Origin of the sequence: Desulfatitalea tepidiphila, from assembly GCF_001293685.1 — a bacterium.
Lineage (GTDB): Bacteria > Desulfobacterota > Desulfobacteria > Desulfobacterales > Desulfosarcinaceae > Desulfatitalea > Desulfatitalea tepidiphila.
Map to the genome: position 1 here is coordinate 771,064 of NZ_BCAG01000003.1, position 22,995 is coordinate 794,058.

20 protein-coding genes are annotated in these 22,995 nt (G+C 58.9%); 12 read left to right on the forward strand and 8 right to left on the reverse strand.

Annotated features, from left to right (window positions below):
- Positions 1-10 precede the first annotated feature (10 nt).
- From DFT_RS07890 to DFT_RS07920, 7 genes are all read left to right on the forward strand, one after another.
- Positions 11-661: a MotA/TolQ/ExbB proton channel family protein gene (locus DFT_RS07890; RefSeq protein ID WP_054030673.1), complete on the forward strand. Its 651-nt coding sequence runs from the start codon at positions 11-13 to the stop codon at positions 659-661.
- Positions 662-678: 17 nt separating this feature from the next.
- Positions 679-1,155 carry an ExbD/TolR family protein gene (locus tag DFT_RS07895; RefSeq protein ID WP_200907042.1) on the forward strand — a complete coding sequence of 159 codons (477 nt, stop codon included), beginning with the start codon at positions 679-681 and terminating at the stop codon, positions 1,153-1,155.
- Positions 1,152-1,646 (forward strand): ExbD/TolR family protein, encoded by a 495-nt coding sequence (locus DFT_RS07900; RefSeq protein ID WP_054030675.1) that lies wholly within the window; start codon positions 1,152-1,154, stop codon positions 1,644-1,646. Before DFT_RS07895 ends, DFT_RS07900 begins: the two co-directional genes overlap by 4 nt.
- A gap of 46 nt (positions 1,647-1,692) precedes the next feature.
- The gene (locus tag DFT_RS07905) at positions 1,693-3,165 is read left to right on the forward strand and encodes an AgmX/PglI C-terminal domain-containing protein (protein ID WP_200907043.1); all 1,473 of its coding nucleotides are present in this window, start codon (positions 1,693-1,695) and stop codon (positions 3,163-3,165) included.
- A 47-nt stretch (positions 3,166-3,212) separates the two neighbouring features.
- A complete protein-coding gene (locus DFT_RS07910) occupies positions 3,213-3,935 on the forward strand; it encodes a MotA/TolQ/ExbB proton channel family protein (protein ID WP_054030676.1) in 723 nt (240 codons plus the stop codon).
- Positions 3,936-3,983: 48 nt separating this feature from the next.
- The gene (pal, locus tag DFT_RS07915; RefSeq protein WP_054030677.1) at positions 3,984-4,523 is read left to right on the forward strand and encodes a peptidoglycan-associated lipoprotein Pal; all 540 of its coding nucleotides are present in this window, start codon (positions 3,984-3,986) and stop codon (positions 4,521-4,523) included.
- Between the two features lie 255 nt (positions 4,524-4,778).
- Positions 4,779-6,533 (forward strand): YcaO-like family protein, encoded by a 1,755-nt coding sequence (locus DFT_RS07920; protein ID WP_076750652.1) that lies wholly within the window; start codon positions 4,779-4,781, stop codon positions 6,531-6,533.
- A 5-nt stretch (positions 6,534-6,538) separates the two neighbouring features.
- Here DFT_RS07920 and DFT_RS07925 read toward each other — a convergent pair whose 3' ends face one another.
- Positions 6,539-8,164: a class I adenylate-forming enzyme family protein gene (locus DFT_RS07925; RefSeq protein ID WP_054030679.1), complete on the reverse strand. Its 1,626-nt coding sequence runs from the start codon at positions 8,162-8,164 to the stop codon at positions 6,539-6,541.
- Between the two features lie 278 nt (positions 8,165-8,442).
- On the opposite strand from DFT_RS07925, the gene DFT_RS07930 reads away from it, so the two are divergent.
- Entirely contained in the window at positions 8,443-10,287 is a 1,845-nt protein-coding gene (locus tag DFT_RS07930; protein ID WP_054030680.1) for an MASE3 domain-containing protein, read from the forward strand.
- 107 nt (positions 10,288-10,394) lie between these two features.
- Here the strand turns inward: DFT_RS07930 and DFT_RS07935 are convergent, their stop codons facing one another.
- The 7 genes from DFT_RS07935 to DFT_RS07965 form a co-directional block, all read right to left on the reverse strand.
- Positions 10,395-11,252: an SDR family oxidoreductase gene (locus DFT_RS07935; protein ID WP_054030681.1), complete on the reverse strand. Its 858-nt coding sequence runs from the start codon at positions 11,250-11,252 to the stop codon at positions 10,395-10,397.
- A gap of 4 nt (positions 11,253-11,256) precedes the next feature.
- Positions 11,257-12,438, reverse strand: coding sequence for an MFS transporter (locus DFT_RS07940; RefSeq protein WP_076750448.1), 1,182 nt, complete (start codon positions 12,436-12,438; stop codon positions 11,257-11,259).
- A gap of 404 nt (positions 12,439-12,842) precedes the next feature.
- Positions 12,843-14,999, reverse strand: a complete 2,157-nt coding sequence (gene ldhH, locus DFT_RS07945) for an L-lactate dehydrogenase (quinone) large subunit LdhH (protein ID WP_054030682.1) — start codon at positions 14,997-14,999, stop codon at positions 12,843-12,845.
- Positions 14,999-15,628, reverse strand: a complete 630-nt coding sequence (locus DFT_RS07950; protein WP_054030683.1) for a LutC/YkgG family protein — start codon at positions 15,626-15,628, stop codon at positions 14,999-15,001. Before DFT_RS07950 ends, ldhH begins: the two co-directional genes overlap by 1 nt.
- A gap of 18 nt (positions 15,629-15,646) precedes the next feature.
- Positions 15,647-16,990 carry a TRAP transporter large permease gene (locus DFT_RS07955; RefSeq protein WP_054030684.1) on the reverse strand — a complete coding sequence of 448 codons (1,344 nt, stop codon included), beginning with the start codon at positions 16,988-16,990 and terminating at the stop codon, positions 15,647-15,649.
- 5 nt (positions 16,991-16,995) lie between these two features.
- Positions 16,996-17,520, reverse strand: coding sequence for a TRAP transporter small permease subunit (locus DFT_RS07960; RefSeq protein WP_054030685.1), 525 nt, complete (start codon positions 17,518-17,520; stop codon positions 16,996-16,998).
- 81 nt (positions 17,521-17,601) lie between these two features.
- A complete protein-coding gene (locus DFT_RS07965; protein ID WP_054030686.1) occupies positions 17,602-18,753 on the reverse strand; it encodes a TRAP transporter substrate-binding protein in 1,152 nt (383 codons plus the stop codon).
- A 334-nt stretch (positions 18,754-19,087) separates the two neighbouring features.
- On the opposite strand from DFT_RS07965, the gene DFT_RS07970 reads away from it, so the two are divergent.
- From DFT_RS07970 to DFT_RS07985, 4 genes are read left to right on the forward strand one after another with little or no spacing between them, the layout of a single operon-like run.
- Positions 19,088-20,470 (forward strand): FAD-binding oxidoreductase, encoded by a 1,383-nt coding sequence (locus tag DFT_RS07970; RefSeq protein WP_054030687.1) that lies wholly within the window; start codon positions 19,088-19,090, stop codon positions 20,468-20,470.
- A 1-nt stretch (position 20,471) separates the two neighbouring features.
- Complete coding sequence (locus DFT_RS07975) at positions 20,472-21,800, forward strand: (Fe-S)-binding protein (RefSeq protein ID WP_054030688.1); 1,329 nt, start codon at positions 20,472-20,474, stop codon at positions 21,798-21,800.
- Positions 21,775-22,482 carry a FadR/GntR family transcriptional regulator gene (locus DFT_RS07980; RefSeq protein WP_054030689.1) on the forward strand — a complete coding sequence of 236 codons (708 nt, stop codon included), beginning with the start codon at positions 21,775-21,777 and terminating at the stop codon, positions 22,480-22,482. Before DFT_RS07975 ends, DFT_RS07980 begins: the two co-directional genes overlap by 26 nt.
- Before the next feature lie 46 nt (positions 22,483-22,528).
- A complete protein-coding gene (locus tag DFT_RS07985) occupies positions 22,529-22,954 on the forward strand; it encodes a septal ring lytic transglycosylase RlpA family protein (protein ID WP_054030690.1) in 426 nt (141 codons plus the stop codon).
- Positions 22,955-22,995: the final 41 nt, after the last annotated feature.

The following is a 22,995-nucleotide window of genomic DNA, read 5'->3' on the forward strand; positions in this document are numbered from 1 at the left end:
GGAGGAAAAAATGGGATTCTATACAATGGTGGCCTTTTTTCAGAAAGGCGGCATGTTCATGTACCCGATCATGCTGGTGTTTGCCGTGGGTGTGGCGATCGCTTTCGAGCGCTGGATCCAGCTGTACCGCATCCGGAATGCCAATGGAAAGATGTGGCTGCAGCTGCACCCCTTACTGGCCAAGGGTGAATTTGAAAAGGCGCGCCAAATGGCCAACAAGGACAAATCCAGTATGGCGCAGATGCTGGGCATGGGACTGGCGCGTCAGGGAGCGGTACGGCGCCGCGAAGACATCGAGATCGCCATGGAAGAGAGCATGATGGAGATCATCCCGCAGTTGGAAAAGCGCACGCCTTACGTGGCGTTGCTGTCCAACATCGCCACTTTGCTGGGTCTTTTGGGGACCATCATGGGGCTGATCGAAGCCTTTACGGCAGTGGCCAACGCCAACCCGGCGGAAAAGGCCGACCTGCTGTCGGCCAGCATCTCGGTGGCCATGAATACCACGGCCTTCGGCCTGATGGCGGCCATCCCGCTGTTGCTGTTTCACGCCAAGCTGACCTCCACCACCGGCCAGATCGTCGACAGCCTGGAGATGGCATCGGTCAAGGCCCTGAACAGCATCTCCAATTACGCCAAACGTCAATTTGAGGCGAGTTGATTATGAGCCGACGAGAAATGAAAAAAATACGAATGCAGGAGACACCCGCCCTGGACATCACCACCTTCCTCAACCTGATGGTGGTACTGATTCCATTTTTGCTCATCAGCGCCGTCTTTTCGCGCGTGACGATCATGGAGTTGAGCGTGCCGACCAGTTCGGGCGGTTCGGCCATCGACACACCCAACTTCGCCATCGAGGTGATCGTTCGCAAGGCCGGCTTCGAAATCGCCAACGGATCGAGCGTGGAGGCGGCCATCCCAAAAAAGGAGGGGCAGTACGATATGGAGATGCTGGGCGAAATGCTGCTGCGCCTCAAGGCCCAATATCCTGAGAAGGAGGACGCCACGGTCCTGATGGAGCCGGATATCGAATATGACTACCTGATCCAGATCATGGATGCCGTGAGGGGCACGGAGATCATGGCGGAAGAGGGTGAAGAGGTTCGCAAAGTGGTCCTTTTCCCGGATATATCCATAGGAGATGCACCATGAAGAACAGCAGACGTCTGAAGCGCATGGCGCGCAACAAAAAAAAGGTATCGGGACTGAACCTGACCTCCCTGATGGATGTGTTTACCATCCTTGTCTTTTTTCTTCTGTTTCACTCGTCTGGGGGGGAAGCGGTGGAGGCGCCCAAACAGATCAAATTGCCGGACTCCATTGCCGAGGCCAAGCCGAGAGAAACGGTGGTCATCATGGTCAGTCCCGACGTGGTGCTGGTCCAGGGGGAGGCCGTGATCGAAACGGCCGAGTTGCTGACCTCGGGCAAGGAAACGATAGGGGAAATTACGGCGCGGCTCGAGCAGTTGGAACGCAACATCATCGGGATCAGCACCCGAACGGTGGTGGACAGCAAGGAGGTCACCATCCTTGCGGACAAAAGCATACCGTTCAGCGCGCTTAAAAAAATCATGTCAACCTGCACGGGTTCTGGATACGGTCGTATTTCACTCGCCGTTATCCAGAAGGCCGCCCAAACTTAGCGTGAACGCCGTGAATACATCCACATCCATGTTAGCAGAAGAATTGATGCCGCTGAATGCCGAGATCCAGCGTATCGAGGGGCAATGCGAAGCCCTGGCGGGTCAGTTGCGCGCCGTCGAAACGGAGCTCGAAGGATTTGCCGCGGAGCGCCAGCGATTCGACGCGTTGCGGGACGTTTGCAAGGCCTTCGATCGGCTGGGGGAACTGCAGGCGGAAACACTTTTCTGGGACGGTATGGCACCTGCCGAAGATACCGCCGCACACCTTCAGCGGGTGCGCGATCGCGTGGCGCGGTTCGAAGGGGAGATCAGCGGCTTCCTCGAAAAGCAAGCGTCGCTGCGCGAGCAGATCGAACGGCACACCAGCGAGCTGGATTTCCTCTACGAAGAGGTGCGCGACGCATACGACCGGGAGGAGCGGCGCAAGGAAGAATTCGTCATCGAAAGAGATGTCTCTTCCGTTCCCCACCGCGCCATGATCATGCCCTGGACCAGGGAGGCCGAAAGCGAAAAGCGTTTCCGCCGTGCCGTACTGGTCGCCTTGCTGGTCTGTTTCATCTGCGGCGCCGTGTTCCAGATGGTCAGCGTGCCGGTCCCGGACCGTTCGGTGGCCGTGGTCGAGATTCCCGAGCGGCTCGCCAAGCTGGTGAAGAATGAGCCGCCCAAACCGGTGGCGCAACCCAAACCCGTGAACAAGCCGCCTCAGGAAGAGATAAAAACGGCCCAGGAGACGACCCAGCCCAAACCCGAGCCGGCCAAGCCCGAAAAACCGTCCAAAGAGGCCGGCGGGTCACCCAAACCAGCCCAGGTGGCCAAGGCGGGAGGCGGTGGCGGCGGAAAGGCCGCGGCCCGTAAAAAGGCCGAGCGGGTCGGGGTGCTGGCATTCAAAAACACCTTCAAGGATCTCATGGCGGAGACGCCCGTGGCGAAGCTGGGCACCGAGGCCCGGGTGACCAAGGGGAGTCCTCGGGTGGCAGGCCAGGCCGTGGCCCAGCGATCACTGGTCGCCATGCAGGCCAAGGGCGGATCCAGCGGCGGTATCGCCTACGCCGCGGTCAGCCGCAATGTCGGCTATGGAAATGTCGACCGGCTGGGGGGCGGCGGCATCGGCAAGGGTGGCGGCGGTGGCACTGGCAACGGCATCGGTTACGGTTCCGGTCCGGTCGAAAGCGCCATTGCCGATATCGCCGAATCGGCGCGGCCTTTGAGCGACGGCCCGGGCGCAGGCCGGACCGACGAAGAGATTCAGATCGTCTTCGACCGCTACAAAGCGACGTTGTATCGGATTTATAACCGTGAATTGCGCAAGGACCCGACCCTGCGGGGCAAGATCCTGCTGCGCCTCAGCATCGAAACCAGTGGGGAGGTGTCAATGTGCAAAGTGGAATCCACCGATCTGGGATCGCCGGAATTGGTGGCGATGATCGTCGAGCGTATCCGGCGGTTCAATTTTGGCCCCAAGGAAGGGGTACCCAAAATGACCATACTTTATCCGATCGATTTTCTGCCCGCCGGATAGGCGGGACATCTTAATTTGGCGCTTTGCCTGTTATCAGGAGGAAAACCATGGGAATCACTACAATGGTGGCATTTTTTCAGAAGGGTGGGTTGTTCATGTATCCCATTCTGTTCGTGTTTGCGGCCGGCATGGCCATTGCGCTGGAGCGCTGGGCCCGGTTGGCGCATATCCAGAGCGTGAATCGCAAGATGTGGAATACCCTCCATCCCATGCTGGTCAAAGGGGATTTCGACAAGGTCCGGGCCATTGTCGACAAGGATACATCCACCATTTCGCGCATGCTGGGCATGGGACTGGCGCGTCAGGGAGCGGTGCGGCGCCGCGAAGACATCGAGATCGCCATGGAAGAGAGCATGATGGAGATCATCCCGCAGTTGGAAAAGCGCACGCCTTACGTGGCGTTGCTGTCCAACATCGCCACTTTGCTGGGTCTTTTGGGGACCATCATGGGGCTGATCGAAGCCTTTACGGCAGTGGCCAACGCCAACCCGGCGGAAAAGGCCGACCTGCTGTCGGCCAGCATCTCGGTGGCCATGAATACCACGGCCTTCGGCCTGATGGCGGCCATCCCGCTGTTGCTGTTTCACGCCAAGCTGACCTCCACCACCGGCCAGATCGTCGACAGCCTGGAGATGGCATCGGTCAAGGCCCTGAACAGCATCGCCCATCTCAGCAGGCAGCGGTTTGAGGAGAAACTGGAATATTCGGAAGGTCAAAGGGCGGCCGGTGCAAAAAAGCCGAAGATGCAAACAGCCTTGGAAGGCAAATGAAGGCCTTGCCTTCACACGGTTCGCTCGTAACCCAAAAAAGGAGAGAAAATGAAAAGAATCAAATGGTTGGCTCTGGCTCTGATGATCGTTTCGATGGCGATGCTTACGGTTTCGTGCGCCACGCAGGCAACGCAAACCGAACCGTCCCAAGAGGCAGCATCGGCAAGTGTCGACGCCAAAACCGATTCGGTCGAAGCGCGACAAGCGTCTCAAACACCCCAGGCGGCTGCCGATTCCGGGGCAGCCGCCACGTCGGAATTGTTGGAAGAGCAGATCTACTTCGATTTCGACAGTGCCCTTCTGACCGGCCCGGCCACCCAGCGGCTCATCGGCAAGGCGGATTATCTCCGTCGACACGCGGACGTGACGGTAACGGTGGAAGGACACTGCGATGCTCGCGGTACCGAAGCCTACAACATGGCCTTGGGGCAACGGCGGGCCGAAGCGGTGAAGCGTTTTTTGTTGGATTTGGGTATCCGCTCCGAACGGGTGGAGACGATCAGCTATGGTGAAGAGCGGCCGGCAGTTTCAGGAAACGACGAATCGGCCTGGGCCCAGAACCGCCGGGCGGAGTTTCTGATCGATTGATACTTTGACCCTTCAAGAACCCAACACAAGTTAACAGGGCGGCCACCACTGGGGCCGCCCTCGGCTTTTTGCCTGGGAGCCTCATCCAGATGCCGGTTTGCGTTTTTGAAACCGATCGTATCGGCCGGCATGGATTGCCCGTAATGGCATCGCGGTGGGATTCGGGTCAAGCGGCGCTTGACCCGGACGAGCGTCTGTGGGATGAGGGCCATCAAAAAGGAAAAAATGGACCAAGGGGCACACCGAAGGCGCCATATGGATTCAGACCCACCCGAATTGCTGAACTACCAACTGACCCGCATCAAGACCGAGGCGGCGACCGGGTATTTTGATTGTGTTCCCGCCGAGCCTTATGGCTTCGAAGAGGCGCTGGACGAGGCCCGCCGCCACCCCAACGACGAGTTCATTCGCAAGCACGTGTTGCGTCTGGTCGGCGCCTGGACGCCGCAGGACCTCAAACGCGCTGTTCTTCAAGTTTCCGATGACGACCTGTTTTTAAAAGCGCTTTTTTTCGAGGCATGCCTGCTCATTGAGCCGTTGGCCGCCCTGCGCGGGCTGTTTCCTGAAAGAGAGCGCGGCCGCCTGGCCAAGGCTTCACCCCTGGTATTCATCAAAGCGCACCGACAGGCCGATCATCGGTTGCACCGGCGTTGGATCGATCGCCTGCGGCCCAACTTTCTGGAACACGAGGCACTGCCCGCACCCGAGGAGATCGGTCTGCCATCGCCGGCGGATGCGCAAAGCGTGGCCCGTGCCCTGGTCGTAGAGGAACCATTGGAGCGACTGGCCTTATCCATTGAAGACCAGATCGGGAAAGGCCGGATCGGTCAAGACATCGCAGCGCCGCTCGATCCCGGGGAAATCACCGCATTGGCACTGGAACGTTTGACCGCAGCGGGCATTCAAGTGGGTGGGGAGATGCGCCACGAGGCCTCCCTGAGTCCCATCGCCCTGCTGCGCAACTGGCAATTGGCGGTGAGCGTCGATTGCGGCCGGCATCGTTACCGCCTCCAGGGCGAGCAGATTGCCTTTGGCAGAGGTTTGGAACTGGAAGCGGCCCGGGTGGCCTGCGTAATGGAGGTCGTCGAGCGGGTCAGCGCCTATGCCGGTATCGCCGGTGATGAAGTGGTGGGATATCGGACAACCCGCACCCTGGTGCATGCCCGGCTTTCCGATCTGACCTGCAGGGGCAGGGCCGCCCTTGATCCGAACCGATTGGGCCTGGAAGCCCCTTACCGGGATGAGCCATTGTACTGGGTCGAGGGTCAGGCGGCCGGAAAGGACGGGCGCTATCCCATCCTGGTGCCGTCTCAATGCGTGTTTTTGTTTTGCAATCTGGATGAGATCAAACTCTTTTCGGCGCTGGGCTCCAACGGCCTGGGCGCCGGGTCCACCCACTCTCAGGCCAAGTGCCAGGCGCTGCTCGAGCTTATTGAACGTGACAGCGCGGCCACCATCCCTCATGTGCCGGAGCTATGCTTTGATGTGGAAACCAGCGAGGATCGCATCGCCAACCTGCTCCGCAGCTATGCCGAGCGAGGCATTCAGGTGGGCTTTCTCGATCTGACCGGTCCGCTGGGTGTGCCGTGTTGCAAGTGTTTCGTGGTGGACGGGCAAGGGCAGGTGGCCGCCGGCACTGCTGCCGCGCTTGACGCCCGGAAAGCCTTGGTTTCGGCCCTCACGGAAACGCCCTATCCCTTTCCCAATGGGCCGCCCTCCCGGCCCCTGCCGCCGGCCGCGGTGCGGGTGCCCCTGGAGGCGCTTCCCGATTACGACCGCGGTGATGCGGAGCAGAATCTCATGCTGTTGGAACGGCTGCTGCAGGTGAACGGCTTCGAGCCGATATACGTCGACCTGACCCGGTCCGACCTCGGATTGCCGGTGGTGCGGGCCATTATCCCAGGCATGGAGATGACGGGGGATTTCGACCGCTTCTCTCGGGTGCATCCCCGGCTTTACGGACACTACCTGCGATATGCACAACCCCGCCGGGCGGGGCGGGGGAAGTAAAAAGGTCAAATCCCCTCGGCGCTCTGGGCGCGTTTCAACTCCTTCTTCAATATCTTCCCTGTCGGATTTCTCGGGATCTGGTCGATGAACTCCACGATTTCAGGTATCTTGTAGCGCGCCAGCTTGTCGGCCAGGTAGGATTGGACCGCTTCGGCCGAAAGTGCATTCGGTTCGGACAGTTCGATCACTGCCTTGACTCTTTCGCCCAGCGCCGCATCGGGATAGCCGATCACCGCGGCCGCCACGATCAGGGGATGGCTTTCGAGCACCATCTCGATCTCTTTGGGATAGATATTTTCACCACCGCGGTTGATCATGTCTTTCTTGCGGTCGACCACATAGAAAAAACCATCCGCATCCTGAGTGCCGATGTCGCCGGTGCGCAGCCAGCCGTGTTGCAGTGTCTCGGCCGTTGCCTTTTGGTCGTGCAGGTAGGCGAGCATGGTGTTCGGGCCCTTGACGCAGATTTCACCGCGCGTGTCGACCGGAAGTTCATTGAGATCGTCGTCGAGGATGCGCACCTCCTGCTCGGGCAGGGCGATCCCGATAGAACCGATCTTCCGCCGGCCGAGCGGCGGATTGACCGTGGAGATGCCGGTGCCTTCGGTCAAGCCGTATCCTTCGACGATTTCCACGTTGAAACGCTCCTTGAAGCCCTTGATCAAATCGATGGAAAGGGGCGCCGCACCGCAGAAGGCCCACCGCAGTTTGAGTCTGGCACGATCGACCTGGGAAGGATCGATTGAGTAATAGACGTAGTTGTACATGGCGGGCACGCCCATCAGGATCGTGACGCCGTTGTCGAGGATGGCCGGCCAGAAATCCTTGGGTGAAAAGGACGGGCGGATACACAGGGTCTGCCCGCAGAAGGTCATGGGATAGGTCCACACACAGATGGGGTTGGTGTGAAACATGGGCAGCAGGATCAACATCGTGTCGTCGCCCTGCACCAGGCCAAGACGGGCCATGGCGCGACAGATGGAGAGTTGGTTGCCGTTGGAGATCATGATCCCTTTGGGCCGCCCCGTGGTACCCGACGAATAGAGCATCAGGGCGGGATCTTCCAACCCCTGGGGCTCAAATGCCGCGTCATCCGGGTATTGAGCGAGAATGTCGGCCAGGGTGGTCTGAGAAATCTCCTCGCGTCTGACACCGTCGCCGACCACCTCCACCACCATCGGCTTGTGCGTCGCGGCGTGGTAGCCCTTGACAAAATCGGCCATGAAGGCATCACCAACAAACACCACCCGCGGTCGGGCATGATCGAGGGCATAGGCGATTTCGGGGCCCTTGAGTGAAAAATTGAGGAGTCCGGCCACAGCCCCGATCTTCTGCGCGCCGAACATGACATCGTAGATCTGGGGGGAATTCATGATCATCAGGGAGACGATGTCGCCCTTGCGGACCCCCCGGTCGATCAGAAAATTGGCCACGCGATTCGCGTTCTGGTTGGTCTGCGCATAGGTGCGGCAATCATCGCCGAACAGCACGTGGCGACGGTCGGGGATCTCCTCGGCCCGCACGGCGATCATCTCGGCCAGGCTGGTAAAAGAGGTGCGCAGACCTTTTAAGAAGGGCAGAGCTACGAGGTCCACAAAGTTGGCAGCGGGAACAGCGGTTTTTGAAGTCATAATAGTCTCCTTTTTGGCGAATTCTATTGGGAAGGTTTTTCTCTGTCAACCTCGAACCGAGCATTTGTTCAGTTTCCGAGCGCCCGCGGAGACGATGTCAACCCTATTCTAAACCCCCCAAGACAGCCCAGTTGGGCTTGCATCGGACCGATATTGTAATATAATTATTTTCAGTCACATACCTGCTGACCTCTTCTGCCCAGTTAGGAGCCGGCTTGCGCCCACCTTCAGAGACCAACACCCAGTCGTTCTTCGACCTAATAAGGGATCCGGGATCTGTGCATAACTTCGCACACTACCTTATCCTCGGCGGATTAGGTCTCATCGCCATTTTTGGCCTGCAACACTACAGCTTTCTCTCGTTTCACGTCATCATTGAAATGTTCAGCGTCGTAGTGGCGTCCGCCATTTTTCTTTTTGCCTGGAATACCCGAATTCATATTCAAAACGGCGCCATTATCGTGTTGGGCGCCGCCTATTTGGTGATCGGCGGCATCGACTTGCTGCATACCATCGCTTACAAAGGTATGGGGGTTTTAAAACTCGATGACGCGAATATCGCCACCCAGCTCTGGATCGCCGCCCGGTATATCGAAAGCCTTACCCTGTTGGTGGTGCCGCTGTTTTCAAACCGTATGGTGATCCTCCATCGCGCCGTCTACGCCTACCTGTTTATTTTCGCCCTGGTGATCGGCAGCATATTCTTCTGGCCGATATTTCCATCGTGTTTCGTGGAGGGGGAAGGACTGACTGGCTTCAAGAAGATCAGCGAGTATGCGATCGCTGCAATTTTACTGGTGGGATTGTGGAACCTCATGCGCCGCAGAAGAGAGTTCAACACTGTCGTTTACCTCGCCTTGGGGGTTTCCATTGTACTTACCATTGCCTCGGAACTGGCCTTCACCTTCTACGTCAGCGTTTACGGTCTGTCCAATTTTGTCGGGCACCTGTTCAAGCTCGGATCCTTCTGGCTGATCTATAAGGCGATTATCGAAACGGGATTGCAGCGGCCTTACGCGTTGTTGTTCAGGGAGCTGGCTCAAAGCGAGACACGCTACAGAGAGCTGGTGGCCCAACTACCCACGGGCATCTGTGAGATCGATCCCGAATTGCGCATCACCTACATCAACCCGGCCGGGTTGAGGCTCATCGGGTATGACGATGCGGAGCTCCGCCAGGGGATTCGCCTGAATCAGGTCGTGGACGAACTCGATGAGGAGGATGCCAGACAGTGGTTGGCGCAATTTGCTGACAATGATGCGGCGAAGAGCGCCAGTGTCCGACTTAAACGAAAAGATGGGGCACTGGTGGATGTCATCGTCAATTGCACCACGGTCTATCACCGGGACCGGACCGTATCGATCCAGGCCAGCCTCACAGACGTGACCGAAATGAACCGAATGCATCAAAAGCTGCAACAGGCAAACAAGATGGAAGCCATCGCCGTCCTGGCCGGCGGCATGGCGCATAAGGTTAACAATCTGCTGATGGGCGTCGTTGGACATCTTGAGCTGATGAAGATGATTGCGGGCGAGCGGCGTCTGAAAGCGGAGGAATTCACCAGAGTCTTCGACAATTGCGAGAGTATTGCCGAATTGATCCAGAAGCTGCTGGCGTATGCCAGGGGCGGGAGATACCAGAGCCAACCGATCGATGTTGCGGGATTCGTGCAACATGTTCTGGAGGAGCAGACGGAGCCGTCCGGCAAGGATATTGCTTTCTCCCCTGACTTTCCTTCAGGACTGCCGCGAGTGTCGGCTGATCCCACGCAACTGCAAATGGTGGTGTCAAGTGTGGTCGATAATGCGGTGGAGGCCATCGAGGAGAGTGGACGCATCGACATCGCGCTTCACAGCGTGGAGGTGGATGAAGAACAGTGCAGGGAGATGCCCGGCATGATTCCGGGGCACTATGTTCGATTCACGGTGCGGGATACCGGCAAGGGCATGGACGCCGAGACCCTGCGGCGGATTTTCGAGCCATTCTATACGCACAAATTCACGGGGCGTGGTCTGGGCATGCCGGCGGTTTACGGCATCGTGAAAAACCACGGCGGATGGATCGGGGTCGATTCCAAGCCGGGTCAGGGGACCACCGTGGAGATTTACCTGCCGGCGCTTTGATCCCAGTTTCGCAAGTGGATTTTCAAGTTTGAAGGTTTTAAAATGTAAAGCCTGACCTGACGGAAACTTGTCCGTAACCTTTTTCTCGACGATGTTGACTTTTCGTTCTAGTAGGTCAGCACCATTCCTCCGTCGAAGAGCAGATCGCCGCCCACCAGATACTTGCCATGGCTGGACATGCCGAAGAGAAACAGGTTGGCCACCTCCACCGGTGCCATCATGGTCTTGATGCGTGATTTGCCCATCATCACGTCCCGGACCACCGCCTCTTGGGAGATGCCCCGCTGGGCGGCCTGGGCCGGGATCTGGTTGAGCGCCAGGGGCGTGCGCACGAAACCGGTGCTGACGGTGAACGAGCGGATACGACCCTCTCCCTCGGCGCTGATCGATTGCGCCAGGGCGCGCAGCCCGAACTTAGTGATGTTGTAGACCGGCTTTTTGGCCGTGCAGATGTGGGCGTGAACCGAGGCCATGTGGGCGATGACACCGCAGCCGTCGGCGGATCGGCGCATGTGCGGGATGACCAGCTGAGAAAGAAAAAATGGAGCGCGGAGCATGAGCCGTTGCATCAGGTCGTACTTTTCCATGGGAAAGGTATCGACCGGATCGATATGCTGGATGCCGGCGATATTGATCAGGTACTTGATGGATCCCTGGCGGGCGGCCTGATCCACGCCCGCTTTGACCTGGGTGTCGTCGGTCAGATCGGTGAGCACGAAATGCATGCGTCCGCCCAATTCACCGGCCAACCGGGCCGTGTGCTCGCCTTCGGGGGCGTTGATGTCCAGTCCCACTACCGTGAGGTTGTTGGCTGCCGCGGCCAGGGCCGTGGCCCGTCCGATGCCGGTGCCGGCCCCGGTGACGATGCAGACATGGCCGGGGTGGAAATCGGCCTCCTCGATTTTGAGGATCTCCTCTCGGGTAATGTCGGGCTCTTTCAAATCTTCAGGTGCGGAAGTCTCCATGGTGTCACCTCTTTGCATGTTGAACGGTTGATAAATCTACTTTGTTTTTCGGAGAGTGCATGAATAGAAAGGCCGCCCCGACGATCAAAAGGGCGATAAGATAGAGCGCCGGCGTGAAGCTGCCCGTGGCATCGAACAGCAGGCCGGCCAGCAACGGGGCCAGGGCCGCCGGCACATTGGCCGAAAAGAGCAGGCCATACACCTGTCCCAGGGCGGCGCTGCCCCAGCGGTGGGCTACGCTGGAAGCATAGAGTACCAGGACACCACCGTAATTGAACCCCGTAAGCCCGGCAAAGAGCAGCAATCCCCATGAGGATACCAGCACCCAGGGCGCCAGCAGCAGCACCAGGGCCTGGGACAGCAGGTTGGCGCTGACCATGGCCCTTCCGCCAAGGCGGTCGAACAGCCATCCCCAGGTGATACGACCGGCGGCGTTGGCCAGTGCGAACAATCCTACGGCCGTGACCCCGGCGGCCAGGCTGCCGCCGATAAAGAGTTCCTTCAGATTGGCATTGACCGTGAAACCCGCTGCCAGTCCGCATCCCATGGCCAGGTAAAGTCTTCGAAAGTCGCGTTGGGAGATAATCCGGCCGAGGCTTCCAGCTGGTGGTTTGCCCATGTGTGTGTCCGGCGGGTATTGCATGCACAGGCCCGCGCCGCCCACCAGGACCATGAAGGCGATCCCCAGGATTTGAAAGGTGGCAAAAGGCGTCGCCTCTTGCACGGTCATCAGCCAGGCCCCGATCTGGCTGACCAGTGCAGCCCCGCCGCCGAATCCGGCCACGGCAACGCCGGTGACCAGCCCCTTGCGATCGGGAAACCAGCGGATACACGTGGCGATGGGTACGATGTAGGCAAATCCGACACCGACCCCTGCCATCAACCCGATACCCAGCATGGTGAAGAGAAAAAGATCATTGCCCCAACCGGCCACGATCCATCCGCAGCCGAACAGCAGCCCGCCCCCCACGGCGCAGATTCGCGGCCCCAGGCGGGGGAGCAGTTGGCCGGAGAAAATCATGGTCACGGGAAAGGCGAAGTAAAAGAGGGTAAATGGCAGCTGCACCGGACCCTGCAGCAGCCCGGTGGAATCCTTCAACGGCTGAACATAGACCGACCAGGAATAGGTCGCTCCGAGGCACATCTGCATGGCTACGGATGCGATCAGGATCACATAGCGTTTCAATAGTCAGCTCCAATAAACAAGCCAGTAGTTTTGAAATAAAGAAGAGTTTTAAGTGTTAAGTTTTAAGCGTCAAGTGAAGGAATTCTGCCGATTTCGATGTTGTTTGCACCGGGCCACTCATTTGCTCGAATCCGGCCTGCACCCGTACGAATTTAATGCAATTTTGAAAGACCCGGCAAGCTATTTCAATATGACGAGAAAGGGTTTGTACGGGTTGTCGTTTTCACGGTTAGGATGTCGCGCAAAGGACAATTTCGTTCTTTCCCTCAGCCCTTAGAATCGGAGTCCATTATTTTCCATAAGTCCTGGATGCCGGCGTTTACAGGTATGACTCCGCCGAAAACACCTGCGATTTTATCAAAAATAGACAGCATTCCACCACTTCAAACTTAACACTTTACACTTCAGATTTTTAATCTCTCCGCCAACGCTTCAGCCAAGTGCGCCACCCGTATCTTCATTCCCCGCTGTCTTGCCCCACCGCGCAATTGCATCACGCAGCCCGGGCATTCGGTGACAAGCAGCCGTGCGCCGGTGGCATCGATGTCGGAGAGCTTTGTCGTCAGAATTTCGGCCGAAATTTCCGGAAACTTGGCCGAGTAGGTGCCGCCGAAACCGCAGCAGGTCTCCTCTTCGGCCGCAGGGATGAAGCCGTAGCCGGCGGTGGCCATCAGGGCCTTGGGCGCGGTGTGCTCGTCCATCCCCCGGCAGAGATGACAGGGTGCGTGGTATGTGGTCGTTTCACCGCCGGCGGAAAATGCGGCATAGTCGATCGCCAGAATATGGTGGAGCAAAACGCTGAGCGGCTGTACCTTTGCGGCGAACTTCTCGGCTTTCGGCCCGACATCCGATTCGTCCCCCAACAGGCGCGGGTAAGCGTGGCGCAAGTGGGAGGCACACGAGGCGCAGAGGGTAACGATATAATCGAAGCGATCCGGGTCGATAGCCGCTACGTTCTGGCGAGCCACGTCGCGGGCGGCCTTGTTTTCGCCCATCATGGCCACGGGCAGACCGCAACACGATTGCTCCATGGGGAAATCCACATCGACGCCGTGTGCGGATAGCAGCCGGAGGCCGGCTTCGAGCTGTTCCGGGTAGACGAAGTCCTGCACGCAGCCGGAAAACAGCGCCACTTTACACCGCGGTTGGGCCACGCGGTACCGCAGGGCCGGCCAGCGGTCGCGGAAGGGCCGTTCGGCGATGGCCGGCAGGGCCCGGAAGTTGTGCTGTTTGGAAAAGATGTGGGGCAGGTGGCGCAGGTAGGCCGTACCGCCGGTCACCGGACGCTGGGCGAGTTGCGCCGAACGGAGCAGGGTGTGGAACAGGCGGCGGTTTTTCAGCACAGTGGCCAGCATGGTGCTTTGCAACGGGTGGCCCTCTTCGTCCTGGATGCGGGCGTGTACCTCCTTGATCAGTTGCGGCAGGTCGATGCCCGCGGCGCACACCGCCTTGCAGGCGCCGCAGTTGATGCAGTTCTGTACCAGGTTGCGCGCCTTTTCGCGGCCGTGGAAGAAATAGGTGACGATCAGTCCGATGGCGCCGATGTAAATGTGGCCGTACTGGTGACCGCCCACCATGCGATAGACCGGGCAGACATTGGCACACGCGCCGCAGCGTACGCAGCGCAGCACCTGGGAGAAGATCGGGTCTCCGGCCAGGGCGCGGCGTCCGTTGTCCAGGAAGACGATATGCATCTGCTTGGCAGTGCCTGTTTCAGATGGATGGTATTCGGCCGGACCGGTGATCCAGGTGACGTAGGAGGTAATGGCCTGTCCGGTGGCGTTGCGCGGCAACACCCGCAGAATCTTGAGCGCGTCGAGCAGCCCGGGCAGCAGTTTGTCCAGGCCGACCAGGGCCACATGCACCCGTGGCAGGGTCGTGACCAGGCGGGCATTGCCCTCGTTGGTGACCAGACCGATGGTGCCCGTGTCGGCGATGGCGAAATTGGCCCCCGAGATGCCCATGTCGGCCTGGGCGAACTTCTGGCGCAGTTCCCGCCGGGCCACCTTGACCAGGCGTTGTATTTCCGAATCCTGGTGTTGTCCGGTAACCTGGGTGAACAGGTCGGCCACCTGGTGGCGCGACAGGTGAATGGCCGGCATCACCATGTGGGAGGGGCCTTCGTGCCGCAGTTGGATGATCCATTCCCCCAGATCGGTTTCGGTCACTGTTAACCCCTCGTGCTCCAGGTGATGGTTCAGGAGGGTCTCTTCCGCGGTCATGGATTTGGACTTGATGACCGTGCGCACCCCGTTGTCCCGGGCGATGTCGGCGATGATGCGGTTGGCCGCATCGGCAGTCGCGGCCAGGTGGACCTTCACCCCCATGGCCTCGGCGTTGTGCTTGAATTGGCTGTACAGATGATCCAGCCGATGGAGGGCCTGGTCTTTTGCCGTGGACACGTCGGCCACAAGGGCGTCGATGTCCATTTCGGCGAATGCCCTGGCGCGCGACTCCCGATACGCAACTGCGAATTTGTCCATGGCTTCCCTCAGGAAGTCGTTGGCCAGTGCCCGGCCCACCTCGTGGCGGTAGCCTTTGAGTGTCTTGGCTTCCTGCATTACACCTCCTCCAACATGAGCACATGAAGCTCCAGGGGCCCATGGACACCGATGGCCAGCACACGCTCGATGTCGGCCGTGCGGCTGGCGCCGGTGATAAAGGCCAAGTAGCCGGCGGGCTTCTGCATGAACTCGCGCAGCTCCGCTTCGGCGGACAGGGCATCGCGCCGCAGCCTGGAGATCGGCAGCACAGCCACGTGGATCTCGCTGATCATGGTGGCCAGGCGCACCTCTTCACTGCCGGAATCGATGACCAGGGTGCCGGTTTCCGCGATGCCCAGGTCGGCCATGGTGAAACCGATATCGATACCGGCCAGGTGTCGACGCAGGGGTCGATCGGTGAGCAGGATGCCCTTTGGATCGCATCGCTGCTTGAGCTCAGTCCAGGCTTCGGTCGATAGGGCCGGTGCAGCGATCACCTTCTGCTGCTTCAACCCGCAAAGCGCCTCTGCATCTGCCGAGAGCGGCTCGCCGCAGCCGGCAGCCAGCAATTGGCAGGCTTCCTTGCGTTCGCACAAGTCGAGCGCATAATCGAAAGCCTCCGCCATCCCGGCAACCTTCGCGACTATAGCCGAAACCGCTTCCGCCCGTTTTTGAAAGGTCTCTTCCAGTGCGGCCATCGCCTTCATAAGAAATTCTCCTTGGCACTATTCTCCGAAAAAGATGCCCGGCAGCCAGGTGATCAGTTCCGGAAAGAACGCCAGCAACAGGATGCTGGCCAGCTGGAGGGCGACAAACGGCAAAATGCCCTTGTAGACATGCATCATGGTGTAATCCGCGGGCGCCACGCCCTTGAAGTAGAAGAGCGCGTACCCGAACGGCGGCGTCAGGAACGAGGTCTGCAGGTTGACGCACATCAGGATCGCAAACCACAATGGATTGAAATCGAGCTCCATGGCAATGGGCATGAAAATCGGCACTGTGATGAACAGGATGGCGGCCCAGTCCACGAACATGCCCAGGATGAAAACGATGAACATCATGATGATCAGTACCAGCCAGCGGTTCATGCCGCTGCCGATGAACAGGTCGGCCACCACGTCGCCGCCGCCCATGCTCAGAAAGACGGTGGAGAAGAAGTTGCCGCCGATGAAGAGCATCATGACCATGGCGGTCGTTTTCAAGGTGGCCACGCTGGACTTGCGAATCACCGTCCAGCTCAATGCCTTGTTGAAAAGAGCCAGCAGGAAGGCGCCCAGCGCACCCATGCCGGCGGCCTCGGTGGCCGTGGCGATGCCGGCCAGGATGGTGCCCATGACCATGAGGATCAGACCCAGCGGCGGCAGCATCGATTTAAGTGTCATACCCCACTTCTGGGCGCTGGTCCACCTGCTGGCCTCCTCGCGGCTGATGGGCGGCCCCAGGCGTGGATTGAGGTTGCAGCGGATGGTGATATAAAGAAAGTAGAGCCCGGAAAGCAGTAGGCCGGGAAAAATAGCGCCGGCGAAAAGGTTGCCCACCGAGGTCTCCTTGAGGCCGGTCAGGCCGGCGAAGACCACCATCATGATGCTCGGCGGAATCAGGATGCCCAAGGTGCCCGAAGCGCAAATGATGCCGCTGGCCATCTCCTTTTGATATCCTTTGCTCATCAGGGCCGGCGTGGCCAGCAGGCCCATGGCCACCACCGAAGCGCCGATGATGCCCGTGGTCGCGGCAAAGACCGTACAGACCGCGACAACGGCCAGGCCCAGGCCGCCTTTGATTTTGCCGAGCACCACGTACAGGGATTCGAACAGGGCCTCGGCGACCTTGGATTGATCGAGCAGTTGGGCCATGAAGATGAACAGTGGAATCGCCACGAGGGTGTAGTTGTTCATCAAGCCCCAGACCACATTGGCAAAAAGATTGAAAAGGGCCGGCACATTGAAGCCATTGTCGATAAGTCCGAAAAGCGTCGCCACGCCTGCCAGCGTGAACGCCAGCTGGTGGCCCAGGGTAATGGCCGCGATCAGCGTCGCGAACATGGCCAAGGTCATAAGTTCGATGCTCATTCGCTTTATACCTCCGCTGCGGAAGCCGGCTTATCGGCCGACGAAAGTGAGTTGATGGACTTGATCAATGTGGAGATGCCCTGCAGCAGTAAAAAAGTGAAGCAAAGCGCCATCAGGATCTTGATCGGATAGATCGGGGGTGCCCAGCTGGTGGAGTTGAGCTCCCGTTGAGTGGTAGACAGCAGGGCGAATTTCCATGACCAGATGGTCATGCAGGTGAAGACCGGGAGAAAGATGACCAGGTTGCTGAGGATGGAGAGGATTGCCTGCCCGCGCCGGCTGGCGCGCGAGCTGAAGATATCCACCTTTACATGTCCGTCCACCACATCGGTGTAGGCCAGGCCGAACATGAAGTGAATACCGTACAGAAAGGTGGTGGCCTCGAAGCCCCAGATGGTCGGCGCGTTGAATACATATCGCATGAACACTTCGTAGACCACGACCACCAGCAGGGGAATAATGAGCAGCGCCGTCCATTCACCCTGCTTGCGGTTGAATGTATCGATCGCTGCGCTGACTTTTTCCAGCATGTCGCACCTCTTTTTGGATAGGCCTTGCGGCAAAAGGCCCCTTGCCCATGGAAAGGGGCCTTTTGTCCGTTCGGGAGGGGATTATTCCAAGATTTTGCCGCCCATGTAGGTCTCGTAAGGCCAGGCGGCCGCTCCGCCGCGCGCTTCGCGCCAGTCGGTATAGCTTTTCAGGAACTCTTCCTGGGAATCCACCACCTTCTTGACATCCGGGAACTTTTTCTTCAGTTCTTCCATGTACTCATAGGTGGTCTTGCGGAATTGGAGCAGGGTATCCTTGTCCATGTGGACGATCTCGATCTTCTGCTTGAACCTTCGGATCGCTTCGGCATTGAGGCCGTTGATCCAGTTGTAGCTCCACAACTGGGTCTCCTTGGCAGCGATGTCGACAATCCACTTCAGATCTTCGGGCAGTTTGTCATAGGCCGGCTTGTTGAAGAAGAGGGCGCATTGAATGCCGGGCTGATGGACACCGGGCTGGATGGCGTACTTGGTGATTTCGTCAAAACCCATGGGATAGTTGATGGCCGGCGAGGAGAATTCGGCCGCATCGATCACGCCGCGCTCCAGGGCCAGGTAGATCTCGCCGCCGGGCAGTGGGCTGACCGAGGCGCCCAGGTTGTTCAAGATGTCCATGTACCAGCCCACGGTGCGCACGCGCATGCCCTTGAAGTCTTCCATCTTGGAGGCGCGTTTGTTGGAAAAAAGTCCCATCTCCTGGCCGCACTGGCCGCCGGGCAGGGCCACCATGTTGAACTTGCCATAGAGCTCGTTCATCATTTCGGCGCCGCCTTTTTCATAGAGCCAGATGTTGTACCCTTCTGCGTCCAGGCCGAACGGCACCGATGCAAAGGCCACGAAGGCTTCGTTTTTGCCCTTCCAGTAGCCGGGCCAATCGTGGCCCACTTCAGCTGCGCCCTGGCTCACGGTGTCGAAACTCTGCATGGCCGGCACCATTTCTCCGGCGGCAAAAGGCTTGATGTCCAGACGGCCGGCGCTCGCCAGACGGACGCTGTCGCAGAAGTGCACGGCGATGTCATAGAACAGAAGCCCCTTGTCCCAGGGCATGACCATCTTCCAGCGGATCTTTTCGGTCGACGGTTTGAAAGAGACGCGTTTGGCCGAGTCATGGCGTTTGTCCATGCCGAATTTTTCGCGTTTCTCGGCTGCCGAGACGGCCGTTGCCAGACATGCAGTGAGAAAAAACACCATCAAAAGTTGGAAAAACCTCCGCATAAATTGCCTCCTTGGATTCCTGAGCGGTTAAAAACGGGCTATTTCAGGTTCATAGATGGGTCGCCAGCGCGCGTTGCAGCGATGGCTGTGATAAGTGGACACCCCCCTTCCAGTGAATGTGATGGAACACCTGCAGAACGAAATGGATATTGTGGAAATGGTATGACCATTAGCTATTTCAGTCCTGTCGCATCTGTCAAGAATAAATTCTTGCGCAATTAAAAAGACAGTGATAACAGATTTTTATAAAATTCCAAATCGATAATGAAGATCCGAAAAATATCGAATGATATTCACAACAAAGGTCATACCAATAAAAAAATCAGGGGGGCCCATGGTGCATGCAGCCATCGTCAAACAGTTGAAAGATCTGGTTGGGAGTCAGAATGTTTTCGACAACAAGGCCGATCGGGTAACCTATGCCTATGATGCGGCCGTATTGGAACCCCAGCTGCCGGCGGTGGTGGTGCGCCCGGAGAATTCCGAGGTTCTCGGCCGGGTGGTTGCCCTCTGCAACCGGGAGGGGCTGCCGCTGACGGTGCGCGGCGCCGGCACCAACCTGAGCGGGGGCGCCATTCCCCAGCAGGGTGGCGTGGTTTTGCTCACCAACGGGCTCAATCGAATCCTGGAGATTAACAGCGAGGATATGTACGCCGTGGTCCAGCCGGGCGTGATCACAGCCCAGCTGGCCGCGGCCGTCGAAGCCAAGGGCTTGTTCTATCCGCCCGATCCCGGCAGCCAGGCCGTATCGACCCTGGGCGGCAATGTGGCCGAAAACGCCGGTGGTCTGCGCGGTCTCAAATACGGCGTGACCGCCGACTATGTCATGGGGCTGCGTTTTTACGATGTCGAGGGCAATCTCATCAAAACCGGGTCGCGCACGGTCAAATGTGCCACCGGTTACAATCTCAAGGCCCTGATGATCGGATCGGAGGGCACGCTGGGTGTGCTCGACGAGATCACCCTGAAGCTGATTCCGCCGCCGCGCGCACGCAAATCCATGTTGGCCGTCTTCGACCAGATGGAACGTGCCTCCCAGACCGTGGCCGCCATCATCGCCCACCATATCGTGCCGGCCACCCTGGAGTTTCTGGACAATTTCACCATCCGCGCCGTTGAGGACTTCAGCCATGCCGGTTTGCCGGTTGAGGCTGCTGCCATCCTGCTGGTCGAGGTGGACGGCCATCCCGGCCAGGTGGCCGAGGAGGGCGAGCAGGTCGAGGCGATTTTAAAGCAGATGGGGGCCAAGGACATCCAGGTCGCCCGGGACGACGCCCAGCGCGACCGCATCTGGGCGGCCCGGCGCAGCGCCCTGTCGGCCCTGGCCAAGCTCAAACCCACGGTGGTCCTGGAAGACGCCACTGTGCCGCGTTCTAAAATTCCGGCCATGGTGCATGCCCTTCAGGGAATCGCCCGTCGGTTCGACCTGGCCATCGGCACCTTCGGCCACGCGGGCGACGGCAATTTGCACCCCACTATTCTCACTGACAAGCGCGACAAGGGGGAATGGCAGCGGGTCGAGGCGGCCATCGAGGCCATTTTCGACGAGGCCCTGGCGCTTGGTGGAACCCTTTCCGGCGAACATGGCACAGGCCTGGCCAAAGCGGGTTTCCTGAAAAAGGAGACTGGACAGGGGGCCATCCTGCTGTCCCGGCGTATCAAGTCCGCATTGGATCCCAATCGTATTCTCAACCCTGGTAAAATCATAGGAGACTGATATGGCCGACATGCACGCGCTGGTTCGTTTGATGCGCGAAGTAGAGGATCAACTGGCGAGTTGTATGCGTTGCGGCATGTGTCAATCGGTTTGCCCGCTGTATGCCGCCACCGGCCGGGAGGCCGATGTGGCCCGCGGCAAACTGGCCCTGCTCGACGGCCTGCTGCGCGAAATGTTCGACCGGCCGGACAGCGTTCGCGAACGCCTCGACCGGTGTCTTTTATGCGGATCATGCCAGGCCGGCTGCCCGAGCGGTGTGCGGGTGATGGACATTTTCATCAAGGCGCGCGCCATCCTGGCCGGCTTCAGCGGCCTGTCGTTCTCCCAGAAAATGATCTTCAAGGGGATGCTCGCCCATCCGGCCCTGTTCGACCAGTTGACTTTCTGGAGCAGCCGCTTCCAAAAGCTGCTGACGCGTCCGATCAACGAGATGCTGGGCACATCCTGCGCACGTGTCATGTCGCCGCTGATCGGCGATCGTCATTTCAAACCCCTGGCGGATCGTCCGTTTCATCACGAAGTGCCGTTCCTGGACACGCCGGCGGGCCGTTCCGGTCGCAAGGTGGCGTTTTTCGTGGGGTGTCTGCTCGACAAGATATTTCCCAAGGTGGCCGGGGACGTGGTCACGGTTCTCGAAAAAGCCGGCGTGGGTCAGCTGATACCGCAGGGTCAGGCGTGTTGCGGCATTCCGGCCTTGTCCGCCGGGGACACCCAAACCTTCCAGAAGCTGTTGCGCCACAATCTGGAGCGGTTTCCCGTCGACGATTTCGATTACCTGGTCACCGCCTGCGCCACCTGTACTTCCACCATCAGAAAGCTGTGGCCCCTGATGGCGGAAAAGGAAGATACCAGCACACGCCGCCGGGTGGCCCGGATAGCAGAAAAGACTTTAGACATCAGTCAATTTCTGGTAGATGAGCATCTCTTGACGGACGTGCCCTCCGTTGGCCGCGCGTCCAAACCGACGGAGGTCACTTACCACGATCCCTGCCATTTGAAAAAATCGCTGGGCGTGTCGGCCCAGCCGCGTACCGTGCTCAATGCCATCGAGGGCATTCGGTTCGTGGAAATGGAAGGGGCCGACCAATGTTGCGGCATGGGGGGCAGTTTTAACATTAAATACTACGAAATTTCCCGGGAAATCGGAGAGAGGAAGCGCAAGGCGATACAAGCGTCACGATGCAGCGTGGTGGCCACCAGTTGCCCGGCCTGCATGATGCAAATCAGCGATGTGCTTTCCCGGGGTGGCGATCCCATTCGCGTCAGACATGTAGTCGAACTCCTTGCCGAGCGTTGGAAAGATAATGACAATTACCCTTCAGCCCATTAAACCCAAGAAGATTTCCGACCAGGTATTCGAGCAGATCCGCGAGTTGATCTTTCGCGGGCAGCTCAAAGCGGGCGAACAACTTCTACCCGAACGCGAGTTGTCCGAGGCCATGCAGGTCAGCCGGACCACCGTGCGCAACGCCATTAACAAATTGGTGGTGCTGGGCCTCCTCGAACACAAACAGGGGCAGGGTACATTCGTCCGTTTTCCGGATACGCGCCTGGACAACCCGCTGGCCGCAGCCATGGAGGTCGAGGATGCGACCATCGCCGATCTGTTGGAAGTGCGCATGGGACTCGAGTGCAACGCAGCGGCCCTGGCGGCCCAGCGAGCCAATGAAGAGGACCTGCGTTTTATGGATGCCAGCCTCGAAGAGATGCGCGTCGAGGTGGCTTCGGGTCGTCTGGGCACCGAGGCCGACACCGCCTTTCACATGGCCCTGGCCTATGCAACGAAGAACCCCGTGCACGTCTACATCATGAAGAATTTTTATGATTTTCTATTCGTGGGTATCAAAAAGAACCTCAGCCATCTGTACGAAGATCCGGCCAACATCGATCAGATTCTAAGCCAACACAGTGAGATCATCGAAGCGATCCGTAAGAAGGATGCCCAGGAAGCCTTGCAGTCCATGCATCGGCACATCCAGTTCGTGCAGGACTTTTTCCGCAAACGGGGTTGAACTGCTCCAAGACGAGTATGGTGTTTTCTACAGGGTGGAGCATGTCATGATCCATTCTTTTTTCCGTTTGGGACTTCGTTTCAAGCGCCTCGTGTGGGGGTGGACGCTACTGCTGGTGCTGGTTGCCTGCGGCGCCAGGCAGCCGGTGCCCGAGCCGGCACCCTACCTGGAGATTGGCATGGCAAGCTATTATGCGCGCAAGTTTCATGGCCGCCCGACGGCCAGCGGCGAACCCTACGATGATAACGCCTTGACTGCGGCCCATCCCCACCTGCCTTTCGGCACCCTGCTCAAGGTCAAGAGCCTCAAAAATCATCGCACGGTCGTGGTGCGGGTCAACGATCGCGGGCCGTTCATCAAGGGGCGCATCGTCGACGTTTCCCGGGCTGCGGCCAGACGGCTGGGAATGGTGCAGGACGGCCTGATGCGGGTCGAGGTGACCCTTGCCGAGTCTCCTGATGGCACGATCTGATGGATATCCAGATATCGGGCCAACGGGTCGTTTGTGGCTGG